This is a genomic window from Streptomyces sp. NPDC006476 (genome assembly GCF_040612015.1).
Taxonomy (GTDB): domain Bacteria; phylum Actinomycetota; class Actinomycetes; order Streptomycetales; family Streptomycetaceae; genus Streptomyces; species Streptomyces griseorubiginosus_B.
Genome location: NZ_JBEXPK010000054.1, coordinates 23648 through 38389 on the forward strand (window position 1 = coordinate 23648; position 14742 = coordinate 38389).

Consider the following 14742-nt stretch of genomic DNA (forward strand, 5'->3'; position numbering starts at 1 on the left):
CCGTGGGACGAGAGGGGCGCCCGTTGGACGGGCGTCCCCTGCGCTCCGTTCCGTGCCCCGGCTGCGCCGACATCACTCCGGAAGTCCCAGCGCACCGGCGAGCATCGGCCACGAGGCCGCGAACTCCGCTTTCCAGTAGGCCCAGCTGTGGCCTCCTCCCGCGTAGTAGTGCGTGGTGACCGGGATGCCCAGCAGGGCGAGGGCGCTGGTGAAAAGGTGCGCCGAGGGCCACAGCAGGCTCTCCAGTACCTCGGGCAGCCAGTCACCCACGCCCCCGCCCGCGACACCGCTGCCCTGCGACACGTACAGCGGTGTGCCGCGCAGCCCGGTGGCGCGGGTGCGCGGATTGAAGTCGCGCCAGACCGGCGCGTCGAGGATCGGACTGCCCCACAGCGAGCCCGGCGTCAGGTTCTCGCGGGCCACGATCGCGTCCACCAGGGGCGGCACACCGATCGCCGTGGTGTCCAGGATGCCGCTGTAGGAGGCGGCCGCCCTGAACGCGCCGGGATGCCGGGCCGCGTGCGCCATCGCCCCGTAACCCCCGGTGGAGACCCCCGCGACGGCCCGCACGCCGGACGCCCGGTAGTCGCGGGCCAGCATGGCCGGAACCTCCTGCACCTGGAAGGTCTCGTAGTCCGGACCGCTGCGCCAGACGCTCGGGATGCCGGTGGGGCCCGCGTCCGGCATGGCCACGATCAGCTCACGGCCCTCGGTGAACGCCACGATGTCCGTCTCCCGCGTCCAGGACGTGTAGTCGTCGTGGGCGCCGTGCAGGAGGTACAGGACGGGGTAGGTCCGGGCGGTCTGCGTGGCGAAGTCCGACGGCAGGATGAGCCGGACCGGCGCGCTGCGGCCGAGCGCGGCGGAGGACACGGACACGTCGAAGGTGCGCGGCCCCACCTGGGTCGCGGCCCGGGCGCGTCCGGTGGCGGCCGTGACGCCGAACAGGGCGGCCAGTCCCGTGACGGCCGCTGCCCGGGTGACGGCACGGCGGGACATTCCGGCGGGGTGGTGCGGCATGGCGGCTCCTCAGTCCGGTTGGGCGGGTCTCGCGAGGACCTGCCGCAGATGTGCGGCGATCTCGTCGACGTGCGGCGGGTCGAGCAGCGACAGATGGTTTCCCGGGACCTCGACCACCGTCAGGTCCGGGCACACCGCGTCCCAGCCGAGGGCGGCGTCGTCCCGTTCGTAGGCGGGGTCGCGCACGGTGTGCGGGGCGGGCTCGGTGGCCCGGTACAGCACCACCGGCCCGTCGTAAGGACCGGGGCGGTGGGCCTCGCCGACCCTCAGGTCCAGATAGGAGGCGCGCTGGTGCTCCAGCGCGGCCGCCGGCACGTCGGCGGCCTCCCGCAGCGCCCGCAGCACCGTGTCGATGCGCTCGCTGTCGTCCTCCATCGCCACCAACTCGTCGTACGGCAAGGGGAGTCGAACCCCGTAGGTGTCGGCGACGTGCCGGGCGAATCCGGTGAGGTGGGCGCGGATCCGGTCGGCCGGGGTGACGCCGGGGCGGGGGAACGGCCGTACGGAGTCGATGAGCGCGACGAGCTCCACCTCCCGTCCGTCGGCGGTGAGTTGGCGTGCCGTCTCCTGGGCCAGGAACCCGCCGAAGGACCAACCGGCCAGCACACAGGGGCCGCTGGGGTGATCGGAGGTGATCGTCTCGGCGTAACGGCGGGCCTTCTCCCGGACGGTACGGGCGTCCTCGATCCGCTCCAGCGCGTGCACCGGGCGGGCGTCCCCGAGCTGTTCGGATAGTGCCCGGTAGACGCCGGTGGGGGCGCCGGCCGCGGGGAACAGGAACAGGGGGGACCCGCCCGGCACGGACTGCCGGACGCGGTCGGCCACGTCCGCGACCGTGACGGCACCCAGGAGGTCGCGCAGGGGGAGTTCGACCCGGAACTCCCGCTCCAGGGCGGTGCGGATGCGGACGGCCATCAGGGAGTCCAGGCCGAGGTCGGCGAGAGCCGTGGCCGGGGTGATGCGGGCTGCCGGATGGCCGGTGACCGCGGCGATGTGCCGGCCCAGTCGCGCGGCGACGGAGGACGACGCGTCCCCCGGGGGCGCAGTGGGCTCTGCCCATCGGTCGCTCGCCGGCGCCGTGGCGGGTGTCCGGCCGTCCGTCCACCAGTACCGTGCGTGCCGCCAGCGCGGCGCGGGCAGGTCGACGACCGCGCCGGGCGGCGGGGGCAGGGGTAGGCCTGCGGCGTACAGCGCGCCCAACTCCCCGAGAAACGCGGCGGATCCGTCCGCGTCCCGCCGCAGGGTGCCGATGGCGAGGGCGTCCGGCACATTGTCCGTGACGGACCGCGCCAGCACCGGGTGCGGTGAGACCTCGACGAACATGCCGTGGCCGTCGGCCGCGGCGGCCGCGAGCGCCCGGTCCAGACGCACGGGCCGACGCAGGTTGGCGGCCCAGTGTGCCGCGTCGAAGGCGCAGCCGCCGCGCGGGTCGTCGAGGACGGTGGAGTACACGGGGATGCGGGGAGGCCGGCCGCGGACGTCGGACAGGGCGTCGGACAGGTCCGGCAGCAGTGGGTCGACCTGCGGTGAGTGCCCGGCGCCGACCACCCGCATGGACCGGACGGCCCGCCCCTGCTTCTCCAGTTGCCGCACCAGCCGGGCGACGGCGGGCTCCTCACCGGTGACCACCTTCTGCCGGGGCGAGGAGTGGACGGCGACCTGTACTCCCGGGAAGTCCCGTTCCAGCAGGGCGAGCTCGTCGTCGTCCAGGTCGACGACGGCCATCGCGCCGCCCTGCAGCCTGCTCAGCAGCCGCGCCCGTACGGCGATCACCCGGGCCGCGTCCGACACGTCCAGCGCGCCGGCGCAGACGGCGGCGGCCACCTCGCCCATGGAGTGGCCGATGACCGCGACCGGTTCCACCCCCTGGTAACGCCACAGTTCGGCGAGAGCCAACTGAATCCCGAACAGGGCCGGTTGGGAGACCTCCAGGCGGTCGAGACCGTCCCCGGAGATCAACTGGTCGCGGAGGGAGAACCCGAACTCGCCGGCCGACTGCCCGTCGAGCTTCTCGACGGCCGCCGCGAAGGCCGGTTCCTCGCTCAGCAGCCGGCGCCCCATGCCGGCCCACTGACTGCCGTACCCGGAGAACACCCACACGGGACCCCGCCCGACGCGGTCGCGGTCACCGGTGATCAGCCGCTCATGCCCCTGCCCTTGAGCCAACGCGTCCAGTGCGTCCGCCAGTTCGTCCCGCCCATGTGCGGCGACGGCGGCCCGCACAGGACCGCGCCCGGCCCGTCCCGCCAGGGTGCGCGCCACATCGGCCGGGCGCGCTCTGCCGCCCTCCGGCGAACGGAGCCACGCGGCGAGTCGGCCCGCCGTGTCGCGGACCCGCTCGGTGTCGACGTCGGACAGCAGGTACAGCTGGGCGGCGGACTCCTGGGTCGGGAGGGAGTCGACCGGCCACTCCTCCAGCACCGCGTGGGCGTTGGTGCCCCCGAAGCCGAAACCGGAGACCCCTGCCGTCGCGGTGCCGCCGTAGCGCGGCCACGGCTCGGGCTCGGTCACCACCCGCAGCCGGGGGTCCGTGAGTGCGCTGCCGTCGGAGCAGTGCAGCGAGGGCGGGATGCTGTCGTGGTACAGGGCGAGGACCGTCTTCACCACTCCCGCGATGCCCGCCGCGGACTCCAGATGACCGAGGTTGCCCTTGACCGAACCGAGCAGCAACGGCTGGTCGGGATCCCGGTCCGCGCCCAGCACGGCGCCCAGCGCCCCCGCCTCGATCGGGTCGCCGAGCGGAGTGCCGGTGCCGTGCGCCTCCACGTAGTCGATCCGGGCCGGGACCAGGTCGGCTCGCCCGTAGGCCGTCGCCAACAGGGCTTGCTGGGCAGCCGGGTTGGGCGCCAGCAGCCCGTTGGAGCGGCCGTCGGAGTTCACGGCCGTGGCCCGTACGACGGCCAGGACCCGGTCGCCGTCCCGTTCGGCGTCGGACAGCCGCTTCAGGAGGACGGCAGCGCAGCCCTCGCCCCGCCCGATGCCGTCGGCCGACGGGGAGAACGGCTTGCAGCGGCCGTCCTGCGCCAGCGCGCCCGCCCGCTCGAACGCGACGCCGACGACAGGTGACAGCAGGACGTTGACCCCGGCGGCGATCGCCGTGTCGCACTCACCGGTGCGCAGGCTGACACAGGCGTGGTGCAGGGCGACCAGGGAGGACGAACAGGCCGTGTCCACCGCCATGGTGGGACCGCGGGTGTCCAGGACGTACGCCAGTCGTCCCGCCGTCACGCTCAGGGCCGCGCCCGCCGGGGCCCAGGGATCTACGGCGGCCGGGTCGGCGGCCGTGAGCCTGCCGTACTCGGGGACCGAGACGCCGACGAAGACGCCCGTGGCCGTGCCGGCCAGGGAGGACGCCGGGACGGCGGCGTGGTCGAGGGTCTCGTGGACGACCTCCAGCAGGATCCGCTGCTGCGGGTCCATCACCGCGGCCTCGCGCGGTGTGATCCGGAAGAAGTCGGCGTCGAACCCGGCGATGTCGTCGAGGTAGCCGCCGTACGCGGGCGCGTCCGCGGGCGGGAAGACCGTGAAGTCCCGCCAGCGGTCCTCGGGGACGCGGCCTATGGCGTCCACGCCGTCGCACAGCAGCCGCCAGTAGTCGGCCGGGCCGCGCACTCCGCCGGGCAGCCGGCAGCCGACCCCGATGACCGCGACCGGTTCGTCCAGCGCCGGGGAGGGGGCCACGACCGGCGTCTCCTGTGGGGCGGTTCGGCACAGGTGGGCCACCAGAGCGTCCCCGGTCGGCGCCTCCCACAGCAGGGTCGGCTGTAGTTCACGGCCCACCAGCCGGGACAGGTCCCCGGCCAGCACCACGGCATCCCGCGAGGCCATGCCGAGGTCGGCCAGCGGCCGGTCCATCGGGGCGTCGGCGACGGCGCTGCCGGTCCAGGCGGCCACGCGTTCCGCGATCAGGCGGCGCAGCGCGCCCTCGTCGGCGGCGCTCACTGCGCGGTCCCGGCCGCGTAGGCGCCTTCCAGATACCGGGTCCGGGTCAGCGCCCGCGACACCTTTCCGCTGGACGTCCGGGGCACCGTGCCCGGCGCGACCAGCACGACGTCCGCCAGCCGCAGCCCGTGCCGTGAGGAGACCGCCGAACGCACGGCCCGCACCAGGCCCGGCAGGTCGATGTCGGCGAGGCTCGTGGTCCGTGCGTGCTCGGCGACGACGACCACCCGCTCACCCGCCCCGCCGGGCACCCCGAAGGCGGCGAGCCGATCGCGCCGCACCGCCGGATGCGTGTCCTGGACGGTGGCCTCCACGTCCTGCGGGTAGTGGTTGCGGCCGTCGACGACGATCAGGTCCTTCAGCCGCCCGGTGACGATCAACTGGCCGTCCAGCACGGTCCCCAGGTCGCCGGTGCGCAGCCAGGCGCCCGGTGTGTCCCCGGCGAGGGCGGCACCGAAGACGCGCCGGGTCTGCGGCTCGTTGTTCCAGTAACCGCGCCCCACGTTCGGGCCCCGTACCCATATCTCGCCGACCTCCCCATCGGACAGCACGGCACGCGAGACCGGGTCGACGATCCGCACCCGCTGCCCCACCGGGGTGCCGCAGCCTGCCAGCAGCATGGCTCTGGGGTCGTCCGGCCGGGCGGGCAGCGCCTTGCCGGTGGCCAGCGCGTCCCGGTCGAGGGCGAACCGGGCGAGCGGCTCGCCGGGCCGGGCGGCGCTGACGAAGACGGTCGCCTCGGCCAGCCCGTACGACGGACAGTGGACGTCGGCGTCCAGCCCTTGGGCGGCGAAGGCCGCGTGGAAGCGGTCGGCGGTGCCGGGGCGTACCGGTTCGCTGCCGTTGATCAGCGCGGTGATGCCGTCCAGCCGCAGGTCCGCCTTCTGCGCGTCGGTGACGGCGGAGGCGCAGTAGTCGTAGGCGAAGTTGGGCGCGGCGCTCACCGCGCGCGGATGAGCGGTCAACAGCCTGAGCCAGCGCGCCGGTTCGTGCAGGAAGGCGGCCGGGTCCATCAGGACGGAGAGCAGGCCCCGAGCGACGGGGGCCGCGACGCTCAGCACCAGGCCCATGTCGTGGTAGAGCGGCAGCCAGCCCACGCAGGTCACCGGGTGCGTGTCGGCGCCGTAGGCGCTCAGGGCCTGCTGGGCGTTGGCGACGACGTTGGCGTGGGTGATCTCCACTCCGGCCGGGGTGCGGGTGGAGCCGGAGGTGTACTGCAGGTACGCGGTCGCCTCCGGGTCCGGCTCCGGTGCCCGCCAGCCCTGGGCGGCGGCGTCGGGGACCTGGTCGGCCGCGATGACCGGCACCTCCGCGCGCTCGCAGAAGTCCGTCACCTCCGCGAGGACCCGGCTCGTGGTCAGCACGGCCGCGGGCCGGGCGTCGGCCAGGACCGCCACGAGCCGGTCGCCGTGCCCGGGAAGGCCCGGCGGATACAGCGGTACGGCGACCAGCCCGGCGGTGAGCGTGGCGAGGAACCCGGTGACATAGTCCGTGCCCTGCGGGCACAGCAGCGCGACCCGTTCACCGGGGCCGGCCTCCTGGGCGAGCCGGGCGGCGAGGGCCTGGACGCGGGCTTCCAGGCGGCGCCAGGTCAGGGTGCGGTGCACGCCGCGCGACCCGGGGGCGGGGTGCTCGACGAAGGTGAACGCCCTGCGGTCGGGGATGGTTTCGGCCCAGTGCCGCACGTACTCGGGCAGAGTCCGGTACGCGGGCGCGAGCGGGGGGCGGCGGCTGTCCATCGGGCGTGGCTCCTCACATCGCGGTAGTGGGGGGCGGAGCGGGGTGGTGCGAAGGACGCGGAGAGTTCTCGCGGGCACGCGGCCGATTCAGAGCGGTCAGAGCCCCAGCGTGGCCAGTGCGGTCAGAGCCCCAGTGCGGCTAGTGCGGTCAGTGCCGTCAGAGCGGGATGTTGCCGTGCCGGCGCTGGGGCATCGGGGCGCGCTTGCCGCGCAGGGTGCGCAGGGCGCGGCAGATGTGGGCGCGGGTCTCGTGCGGGGCGATCACCGCGTCGACGTAGCCGCGTTCGGCGGCCGCGTAGGGGGTCCCATGGGTGGACTCGTACGCGGCGACGAGACAGGCGCGCAGGGCCTCGGGGTCGGCGGCGGCGGCCAGTTCGCGCCGGTGCAGCACGCCGACGGCGCCCTCCGCGCCCATGACGGCGATACGGGCCGTGGGCCAGGCGAGGTTGACGTCGGCGCCGAGGTGCTTGGAGCCCATCACGGCGTAGCCGCCGCCGTACGCCTTGCGCACGACCACGGTGACCTTCGGGACGGTCGCCTCGGCGTAGGCGTACAGGAGTTTGGCGCCCCGCCGGATGATGCCGGCCCGCTCCTGGCCGACGCCGGAGAGATAGCCGGGGACGTCGGCGAAGGTCAGCAGGGGGATGCCGAACGCGTCGCAGAACCGTACGAAACGCGCCGCCTTCTCGGAGGCGTCGATGTCCAGGACACCGGCGGAGTGCAGCGGCTGGTTGGCGACGATCCCGACGGTGGCGCCCTCGACCCGGCCCAGGGCGCAGACGATGTTGGGCGCGAATAGCTCCTGGACGTACAGGAGTTCACCGTCGTCGACGACCGCCTGCAGGATCTCGCGCATGTCGTAGGCCTGGCCGGTGCGGTCCGGGACCACCTCGTCGAGAGGGCCGCCGTCGGCGACGGCGCCGGGCGCGTACTCCGGGGGCCGCTCGAGGTTGTTGGCGGGCAGGTACGACAGCAGGTCGCGCACGGTGTCGAGGGCGTCCTCCTCGTCGGCGGCGAGGAAGTGGGCGTTGCCGTTGACGGTGTTGCTGGCCCGCGCGCCGCCCAGCTCCTCGGCGGTGGTGCGCTCGCCGGTGACCGTCTCGATCACGTCCGGGCCGGTGACGAACATGTGCGAGGCACCGTCCACCATCACGGTGAAGTCGGTGATGGCGGGCGAGTAGGCGGCGCCGCCCGCGCACGGGCCGAGGATGACCGAGATCTGCGGGATCACGCCGGAGGCCTGCACGTTGCGACGCACCAGCTCGGCGTAGAGCGCGAGCGAGGCGACGCCCTCCTGGATACGGGCGCCGCCGGAGTCGTTGAGGCCGACGACCGGACAGCCGGTCTTCAGCGCGAGGTCCATCAGGGCCACCACCTTCTCGCCGAAGGCCTCGCCCATGCTGCCGCCGAAGACCGTGGAGTCCTGGGCGAACACGCAGACGGTCCGTCCGTCGACCGTGCCGCACCCGGTGACGACCCCGTCTCCGTAGGGGCGCTGCGCGCCGTCGCCGGTGGGCCGGGCCCGGACGAAGAGGCCGGTCTCGGTGAAGGAGCCCTCGTCGAGCAGCCGCCCGATCCGCTCCCGCGCGCCGAGCGCGCCCCGTCTTCTCGGCACACCGGTGATCACCGCCTGGGCCCGGCGGTCCTCCAGGTCCGCGATGCGCAGGGCGGTGCGGTCCGCCGTGGGTGCCGTCGGCGCGGTCGCCGCCGCCGGTGCCGTCCTGCTCGCTCGGGATGTCGTCGCCTCTCGCGTCACAGCCACCTCCGAAGTTGCTTTCGAATATGGCAGCGAAGTGGGTGCGGGATTGGACGATCCCTGTTCTGTTTGCGGGAGTTGAGTCCCGGCGGAGGAAAGGTTCGTCCTGAGGTGACAACGCGTCGGCGTCAGGCGGTCGTACGGGCCCGATGCCGGCGTACCGCGTCGCGGTTGGCGCAGCGCTGCGAGCAGTAGCGCTGCCGGCCGGTGCGGGAGGTGTCGGCGAAGATCGTGGCGCACTCGGCCACGGCGCAGCGGCGCAGCCGGTGCATGCCGCGGCCCGCCAGATGCAGGGCGGTGCCGACGGAGATCAGGGACAACAGCAGTGATCCGAGGGGCAGTTCGGGGTCGCGGTAGTGCACGTGCCAGCCGCTCCCGGCGTGGTTGGTCAGCCGCGGATACGCGGCGGCCGTCGCCAGCATGGCGTTGAGCAGTTCGGCGCGCTCGCCCTCGTCCTCGGCGTCGACGACCTTCTCCCAGGCGTCCAGCGCCTCCTCCGCGCGGGCCAGGTCGGGCGGGGTGACCGGGCGCTCCAGCACCAGCCCGGCGGCCCGGCAGCGGTCCGCGAGCTCCCCGGCGTTGGCGGGGCGCCGGTTGGCGAGATCCGCGGCGAGCTGCACGGCATCCTCGCCGTAAGGGTTGAGATGCATAAGACCATTACAGCAGTCTGGTCGTCATGGGACAACGCCCCGACAACGCATCGGCCGTACGGCAGGCCGTGGAGTACGACCTCGTGGAGCTGCTGCGCCTGCGCGCCCTGCTCTTCGAGGACCTCGGCGGAGACTTCTTCAACCCGGCCTCTGCGGACGGCGGTTGGCTGGACGCCCTGGCCGTGGTCCTCAAGGAACAGCTGACCGACGACACCGTGCGCGTCCTCGTGGTGGACGGCGACGACGGCGGGCTCGCGGCCTGCGGCATCGGCGCGATCGAACAACGACTGCCCGGACCGCACCTGACCAACGGCCGCATCGGCCACGTCATCGGCGTGATCACCGACCCGTCCCACCGTCGCCGCGGTCACAGCCGAGCGATCATGCGCGCCCTGCAGGACTGGTTCCGCGACCGCGAAGCGTCCCGGGTCGACCTGTACGCCTCCCGGGAAGGCGAACCCCTGTACCGAGAGCTGGGCTTCACCGACCACCCCGACCCGGCCCTGTACTGGCGCCCATGAGCCCAGCTCATCGGCGCGTCCTGACCGTCTCCGCCGAGGCGGCGGATGTCAGGGGCGTGCGGCCGGGTGGTCCAAGGTGCGGCGACGTGCTGAGCCCCGTCAGTCGCCTCCCTTGAGCAGGCGTCGGGGGTTGTCGACCCTGAAGGCGTACGCGGCGGCTCCGCCCAGGCCGAAGCCGGGGTGGTGCGGGGGCTCGGCGTAGGGGCGGTCCGAGCCCTGGGCGACCGCGTCCACGCCCAGGGCGCGGACGATCGACTCGACCGCGCGGGGGCCGTAGGAGGACGTCTCGACGAACACCTTCGGGTCGACCCCGTTCTCTCCGTCGCCGCGGGCGGCGAAGCGCTCGCCGTGGAGCGGGGCGAGGCCCGCGAGCAGGGCGAAGCAGACACGGAGGCGAGGGTGGCGGGGGCGGCCGAAGGCACGGAAGGCGAACCAGGCGGCATGCATCTGCTGGACATAGGGGACCATGGCCGGCCACCAGCCGGGGCCGGCGGATCCGCCGGGTGCGGGGCCGGGGTGCACGAAGAGGGGCAGGTCACGCTCCTGAAGCAGGTCGAGCAGCGGGGCACAGCGCGCGTAGCCGGCCGCGTCGGCGAGGGCGTCGGCCGGGAGCTGGAGGCCGACGAAGCCCTGGTCGAGGTCCTTGGCTGTGGCGGCCGCGTCGACGTCCCGTACGCAGGCCGCGGCCCACGCGCCGAACGGCTCGGGCAGCGCGGCCGCGCCCTCGTGGTAGGCGTCGAGCAGGGGCCGTGCCGCGGCCGCCGGCAGCCACTCCACACCGATCGGCGTGGACAGGGAGACCAGCGCCCGGCCGAGGCCGTCGGCGGCGGCCAGCTCCGCACGCCGGGCGATGTCGTGGTCGCCCGGCCGGACCGCGAAGGGCGGCTCGCCCTCCAGATGGAGTGTCCAGCCGTCCAGGTACGGCGGCTCGCGACGCGCGCGCAGGGCCGCCACCAGCGACGGGGTCCACAGATGCTGGTGCACGTCCACAGTGGTCATGACGCTCCTCCCGCCAAGGCCCAGTGTCCTCCTGACCTGGCCGCTGGGACCGCTCGGCCCCGTTGTTAGGCTGAGCCGTGATCGGTTTCCCACCGCCCGGCCGGAACGCGCGATGAGCGCCGTCGATACCTTCCCCCTCGGCGCCTCCACCACGCTCGCCGAACTCGCCAACGATCCGCATCCGCGCCTCGCGCTGCTGCGGGCGCACGAGCCGGTGTCCTGGCTGCCCGAACTCGACGGCTGGCTGGTGACCCGCCGCGACCTCGCCCTGAGCGTCATGCGGGACGGCACGACCTTCACCGTCGACGACCCCCGCTTCTCCACCGCCCAGGTCGTCGGCCCCAGCATGCTCTCCCTGGACGGCGCCGACCACACCCGCCACCGCGACCCCTTCGCCGCTCCCTTCCGCCCCCGGGCGGTGCGCGACGGCTTCGCCGCCTTCATCGAGGAGGAGACCGACCGGCTGATCACCTCCCTCGCCCCCACGGGCGCCGGCGAACTGCGACGCGCTTTCGCCGGCCCTCTCGCGGTGGCCGTCGTGACCCAGGCCCTCGGACTGGCCGGTACGACCACGGAAACAGTCCTGACCTGGTACGACGCCATCGTGAGGGCGGTCTCGGACATCACCGCCGGACTGGACCCGGGCACCTCCGGCGCCCAGGCCTACGCGCAGCTGCGGGGCGCCGTCGAGGCCACCGTCGCCGACCCGGACACGTCCTCGCTGCTCGCTGCCGCCGCCGGACGGCTGACGGTGCCCGAGGTGGCCTCCAACGCGGCCGTGCTGATGTTCGGCGGCATCGAGACCACCGAGGCGATGATCACCAACGCGCTGCTCCACCTGCTCGGCGACCCCGGTCAACTCGCCCTGGTGAAGGACGACTTCGACCTGCTGGACGGCGCGATAGAGGAGTCGCTGCGCCTGGAGCCCGGCGCGGCCGTCGTGGACCGCTACGCCACCCGCGACACCGTCCTCGGCCCGGCCACCATCCGCCGCGGCGACCTGGTCACCGTCTCCCTGGCCGGGGCCAACCGCGACCCGGCCGTCTTCCCCGACCCCGACCGCTTCGACGTCCGCCGCCCCGAGGCCCGCCTGCAACTGGCCTTTGCCCACGGACCCCACCACTGCCTCGCCGCCCACCTCGCCCGCCTGGAGACCCGCATCGCCCTCCAGCGCCTGCTGGAACGCCTCCCCGCCCTCCGCCTCGACCCGGACCGCCCCGCGAGCCCGCACGGCCTGGTCTTCCGCAAGCCGCCCACCCTGCACGTGCTGTGGTCGTGACACGCTGAGGCGACCGCGGCACGCACCCACCCGGAACCGACAGGAGCTCCCCGTGACGTTCGACATCACCGCCCTCCGCTCCCAGTTCCCGGCCCTGGCCGCCGGCGTCGCCCACTTCGACGGACCCGGCGGCACCCAGACTCCCGAGCCGGTCATCCGGGCGATCGCCGACGCGCTCGCGAACCCCCTGTCCAACCGCGGCCACACCGCGCCCGGCGAGCGCAACGCCGAGGCCATAGTCACCGAGGCCCGCCGGGCCCTGGCCGACCTGCTGGGTGCGCATCCGTCCGGCATCGTCTTCGGCCGCAGCGCCACACAGCTGACGTACGACTTCTCCCGGACCCTCGCCAAGACCTGGGCGCCCGGCGACGAGGTCGTCGTCACCCGGCTCGACCACGACGCCAACATCCGCCCCTGGGTGCAGGCCGCGGCCCAGGCCGGCGCCACCGTGCGCTGGGCCGACTTCGACCCGGCCACCGGTGAGCTGACCGTCGACGACGTCCGGGCCGTGCTGTCCGGGCGCACCCGGCTGGTCGCCGTCACCGCCGCCTCCAACCTGATCGGCACCCGCCCCGCGATCCCCGAGATCGCCCGACTGGCGCACGAGGCCGGTGCGTTGGCCTACGTCGACGGCGTCCACCACACCGCCCACTCCCTGGTGGACCTGGAGTCGCTCGGCGCCGACTTCTACGTCTGCTCGCCCTACAAGTTCCTCGGCCCGCACCACGGAGTCCTCGCCGCCCGGCCGGAGTTGCTCGAGACCCTGCGGCCGGACAAGCTGCTGCCGTCCACCGACGCGGTCCCCGAGCGCTTCGAACTGGGCACCCTGCCCTACGAGTTCCTCGCCGGCACCCGGGCGGCGGTCGACTTCCTCGCCGACCTCGACACCGCTGCCGATGGGGGCCGACGCGAACGCCTGGCCGCCGCCTACACCGCCCTGGAGGCGCACGAACACGTCCTGCGCACCCAGATCGACAAGGGCCTCGCCGCCCTCGACGGCGTCGTGGTGCACTCCAGGGCCGCCGACCGCACCCCCACCGTGCTGCTGACCTTCGAACGGCACAGCACGGTGGACGCCTACGCCTTCCTCGCCGAGCGCGGCGTCCACGCCCCCTCGGGCTCCTTCTACGCCATCGAGGCCTCCCGCCGCCTGGGCCTCGGCGACACCGGCGGCCTGCGCGTCGGGCTGGCGCCGTACAACAGCGCGGAGGACGTCGACCGGCTGCTGACCGGGGTGTCCGACTTTCTCGCGCGGTAGTCCCGTCAGGGCTGCCCGCCACGCTCCAACGGGATCTTCTCGCCGGCCTCGACCGCGACCGGCAGACGGTTCTCGGCCGGTGGCAGCGGGCAGGTGGCCAGGTCCGTATAGGCGCAGGGCAGGTTGGCGGCGCGGTTGAAGTCGACCGTCACCCCGCCCTCGGCGTCGGGAGCGGCGATCTGCAGGGCGCGGTTCGCCGCGTACGTGGTCACGCCGGAGGTCTCGTCGGTGAACAGCACCATCAGCGCGCCGGGCTCTCCGCCGTTGAAGGCGGTGAGCCGGTACGCGGTGCCGTCCAGCTCGAACTCGACCTGTCCGGGGGAGTCGTACACGTGCTCAAGGCCCTCGACGGCGGCGCCCACGGTCACCGGGCGCGGCGCGTCGAAGGGCAGGAAGCGGCCGGTGAGGGCCCAGCGCGGGTCGGGCTCGTAGGCGGGAGTGAAGGTGAAGGCCGTACGCAGCGCGTTCTCGGGGTGGCGGGGCCGCAGGATGTCGTGGCCGCCGCGCTTGGCGACCTCGATCACCGCGTCGCCCCAGCCGACGTAGACGCTCGCGCGCTCGGCGAGTACGCCGAACTCGTGACGCCCGTGCACGACCTGCCCGTCCACCGTCACCTCCTCGCCCTCGTCGAGTTCGACGACCACGCCGTCGCCCGTGGCGGCCCAGGCGCCCGGCGCGTCCTCGAAGCGGGTGGGCTCCTCGGTCAGCCAGCGGAGGCTGGTGATCGCGAGGAAGCCGTGCGGGGCGGAGAGCACGGCCTCCTTCCGCCGGTGCCACTCCTCCCACTCCTGGACGTAGCTCACGCGGTCGACGTCTTGGACGGTCATGATGGTTCCCTCTCGCTGCACGGGCTCGTGCCGGGTGCAACCGTCACGGTGAGGCAGGTCATCCTGGCTGATGTTGCAATCGTATGAAATGGGCGTCAGTCGGATCCCCCGCGAGCGTTGTAGACCGTGATCTCACCGGCGTCGATGGCCTCGCGGTAGCCGCGGAACACCGCGATCGCCTCCTCGCGGAGCACATCTCCCGTGACCTTGATGCCGCGCGCCTCGAACTGCTCGGCCCAGTCGTCGGGCAGGGGGCCCTCGTCGAAGGTGGTGAGCTGCTCCAGTTCCTCTCCGGCGCCGGCCACCACCAGCCCGCGCACCCCGGACCACAGTGCCGCCCCGTAACACTGCACGCAGGGACGCCAGTTGACGACCAGCTCATGGGCCGGGAGGCCCTCGGCGCCGAGATCCCAGCCGCCGATCGCGGTCTGGGCCAGCGCTAGCGCGAGGACCTCGGCCTGGGCGCTGGAGATGTCGGAGGCGAGGACGACGTTCACTCCGACCGACACGATCCGGCCGGTGTCCTCCTCGGCCATGAGCGCCGCGAACGGGCCGCCGTCGCCCTCACGCCAGTTGCGGTCGGCCAGCCGGTGCACGAGCCGCATGCAGTCCTCACGCCCGGGACGGCGGCGGGCACGTCCGCCAGCTCGTCCTCGATCCAGGCCGGCAGCGAGAGGCGGAATTCGCCGGCGATGTCGATCATGCTGTGACTCTCTGTCCGGGGCGGTCGGTACCGCCGTGCCGACGGGAC

General features: G+C 73.8%; 10 protein-coding genes and 1 pseudogene. 3 read left to right on the forward strand and 8 right to left on the reverse strand.

All coding sequences use genetic code 11. The features are described 5' to 3' along the window. Window positions 1-72: 72 nt before the first annotated feature. The 5 genes from ABZZ74_RS39320 to ABZZ74_RS39340 form a co-directional block, all read right to left on the reverse strand. Window positions 73-1020 carry an alpha/beta hydrolase family protein gene (locus tag ABZZ74_RS39320; RefSeq protein WP_356773443.1) on the reverse strand — a complete coding sequence of 316 codons (948 nt, stop codon included), beginning with the start codon at window positions 1018-1020 and terminating at the stop codon, window positions 73-75. Window positions 1021-1029: 9 nt separating this feature from the next. Next, entirely contained in the window at window positions 1030-4962 is a 3933-nt protein-coding gene (locus ABZZ74_RS39325; protein WP_356773445.1) for a beta-ketoacyl synthase N-terminal-like domain-containing protein, read from the reverse strand. Then, a complete protein-coding gene (locus ABZZ74_RS39330) occupies window positions 4959-6701 on the reverse strand; it encodes a fatty acyl-AMP ligase (protein WP_356773447.1) in 1743 nt (580 codons plus the stop codon). Before ABZZ74_RS39330 ends, ABZZ74_RS39325 begins: the two co-directional genes overlap by 4 nt. Before the next feature lie 157 nt (window positions 6702-6858). Next, window positions 6859-8361 (reverse strand): acyl-CoA carboxylase subunit beta, encoded by a 1503-nt coding sequence (locus ABZZ74_RS39335; RefSeq protein WP_356773484.1) that lies wholly within the window; start codon window positions 8359-8361, stop codon window positions 6859-6861. Window positions 8362-8585: 224 nt separating this feature from the next. Then, window positions 8586-9107 (reverse strand): CGNR zinc finger domain-containing protein, encoded by a 522-nt coding sequence (locus ABZZ74_RS39340; protein ID WP_356773449.1) that lies wholly within the window; start codon window positions 9105-9107, stop codon window positions 8586-8588. A gap of 26 nt (window positions 9108-9133) precedes the next feature. Here ABZZ74_RS39340 and ABZZ74_RS39345 point away from each other — a divergent pair, with 26 nt between their 5' ends. Then, window positions 9134-9628 (forward strand): GNAT family N-acetyltransferase, encoded by a 495-nt coding sequence (locus ABZZ74_RS39345; protein WP_356773451.1) that lies wholly within the window; start codon window positions 9134-9136, stop codon window positions 9626-9628. Between the two features lie 99 nt (window positions 9629-9727). On the opposite strand, the gene ABZZ74_RS39350 is transcribed toward ABZZ74_RS39345, so the two are convergent. After that, entirely contained in the window at window positions 9728-10627 is a 900-nt protein-coding gene (locus tag ABZZ74_RS39350) for an amidohydrolase (protein WP_356773453.1), read from the reverse strand. A gap of 112 nt (window positions 10628-10739) precedes the next feature. Between ABZZ74_RS39350 and ABZZ74_RS39355 the strand changes: the two genes are divergently transcribed. Both ABZZ74_RS39355 and ABZZ74_RS39360 read left to right on the forward strand, forming a co-directional pair. Next, a complete protein-coding gene (locus ABZZ74_RS39355; protein WP_356773455.1) occupies window positions 10740-11906 on the forward strand; it encodes a cytochrome P450 in 1167 nt (388 codons plus the stop codon). Between the two features lie 52 nt (window positions 11907-11958). After that, window positions 11959-13164: a cysteine desulfurase-like protein gene (locus ABZZ74_RS39360; protein ID WP_356773457.1), complete on the forward strand. Its 1206-nt coding sequence runs from the start codon at window positions 11959-11961 to the stop codon at window positions 13162-13164. A gap of 5 nt (window positions 13165-13169) precedes the next feature. Here ABZZ74_RS39360 and ABZZ74_RS39365 read toward each other — a convergent pair whose 3' ends face one another. Both ABZZ74_RS39365 and ABZZ74_RS39370 read right to left on the reverse strand, forming a co-directional pair. Then, the gene (locus ABZZ74_RS39365) at window positions 13170-13991 is read right to left on the reverse strand and encodes a DUF1684 domain-containing protein (RefSeq protein ID WP_356773459.1); all 822 of its coding nucleotides are present in this window, start codon (window positions 13989-13991) and stop codon (window positions 13170-13172) included. Window positions 13992-14086: 95 nt separating this feature from the next. After that, a pseudogene (locus ABZZ74_RS39370) lies at window positions 14087-14694 on the reverse strand (nucleoside deaminase). Window positions 14695-14742: the final 48 nt, after the last annotated feature.

What these genes read in the sequence shown, in the direction of transcription:
- ABZZ74_RS39320 (WP_356773443.1), bottom strand. Translation starts at nt 1,020, where the DNA reads ATGCCGCACCACCCCGCCGGAATGTCCCGCCGTGCCGTCACCCGGGCA.
- ABZZ74_RS39330 (WP_356773447.1), bottom strand. Translation starts at nt 6,701, where the DNA reads ATGGACAGCCGCCGCCCCCCGCTCGCGCCCGCGTACCGGACTCTGCCC.
- ABZZ74_RS39340 (WP_356773449.1), bottom strand. Translation starts at nt 9,107, where the DNA reads ATGCATCTCAACCCTTACGGCGAGGATGCCGTGCAGCTCGCCGCGGAT.
- ABZZ74_RS39345 (WP_356773451.1), top strand. Translation starts at nt 9,134, where the DNA reads ATGGGACAACGCCCCGACAACGCATCGGCCGTACGGCAGGCCGTGGAG.
- ABZZ74_RS39350 (WP_356773453.1), bottom strand. Translation starts at nt 10,627, where the DNA reads ATGACCACTGTGGACGTGCACCAGCATCTGTGGACCCCGTCGCTGGTG.
- ABZZ74_RS39355 (WP_356773455.1), top strand. Translation starts at nt 10,740, where the DNA reads ATGAGCGCCGTCGATACCTTCCCCCTCGGCGCCTCCACCACGCTCGCC.
- ABZZ74_RS39365 (WP_356773459.1), bottom strand. Translation starts at nt 13,991, where the DNA reads ATGACCGTCCAAGACGTCGACCGCGTGAGCTACGTCCAGGAGTGGGAG.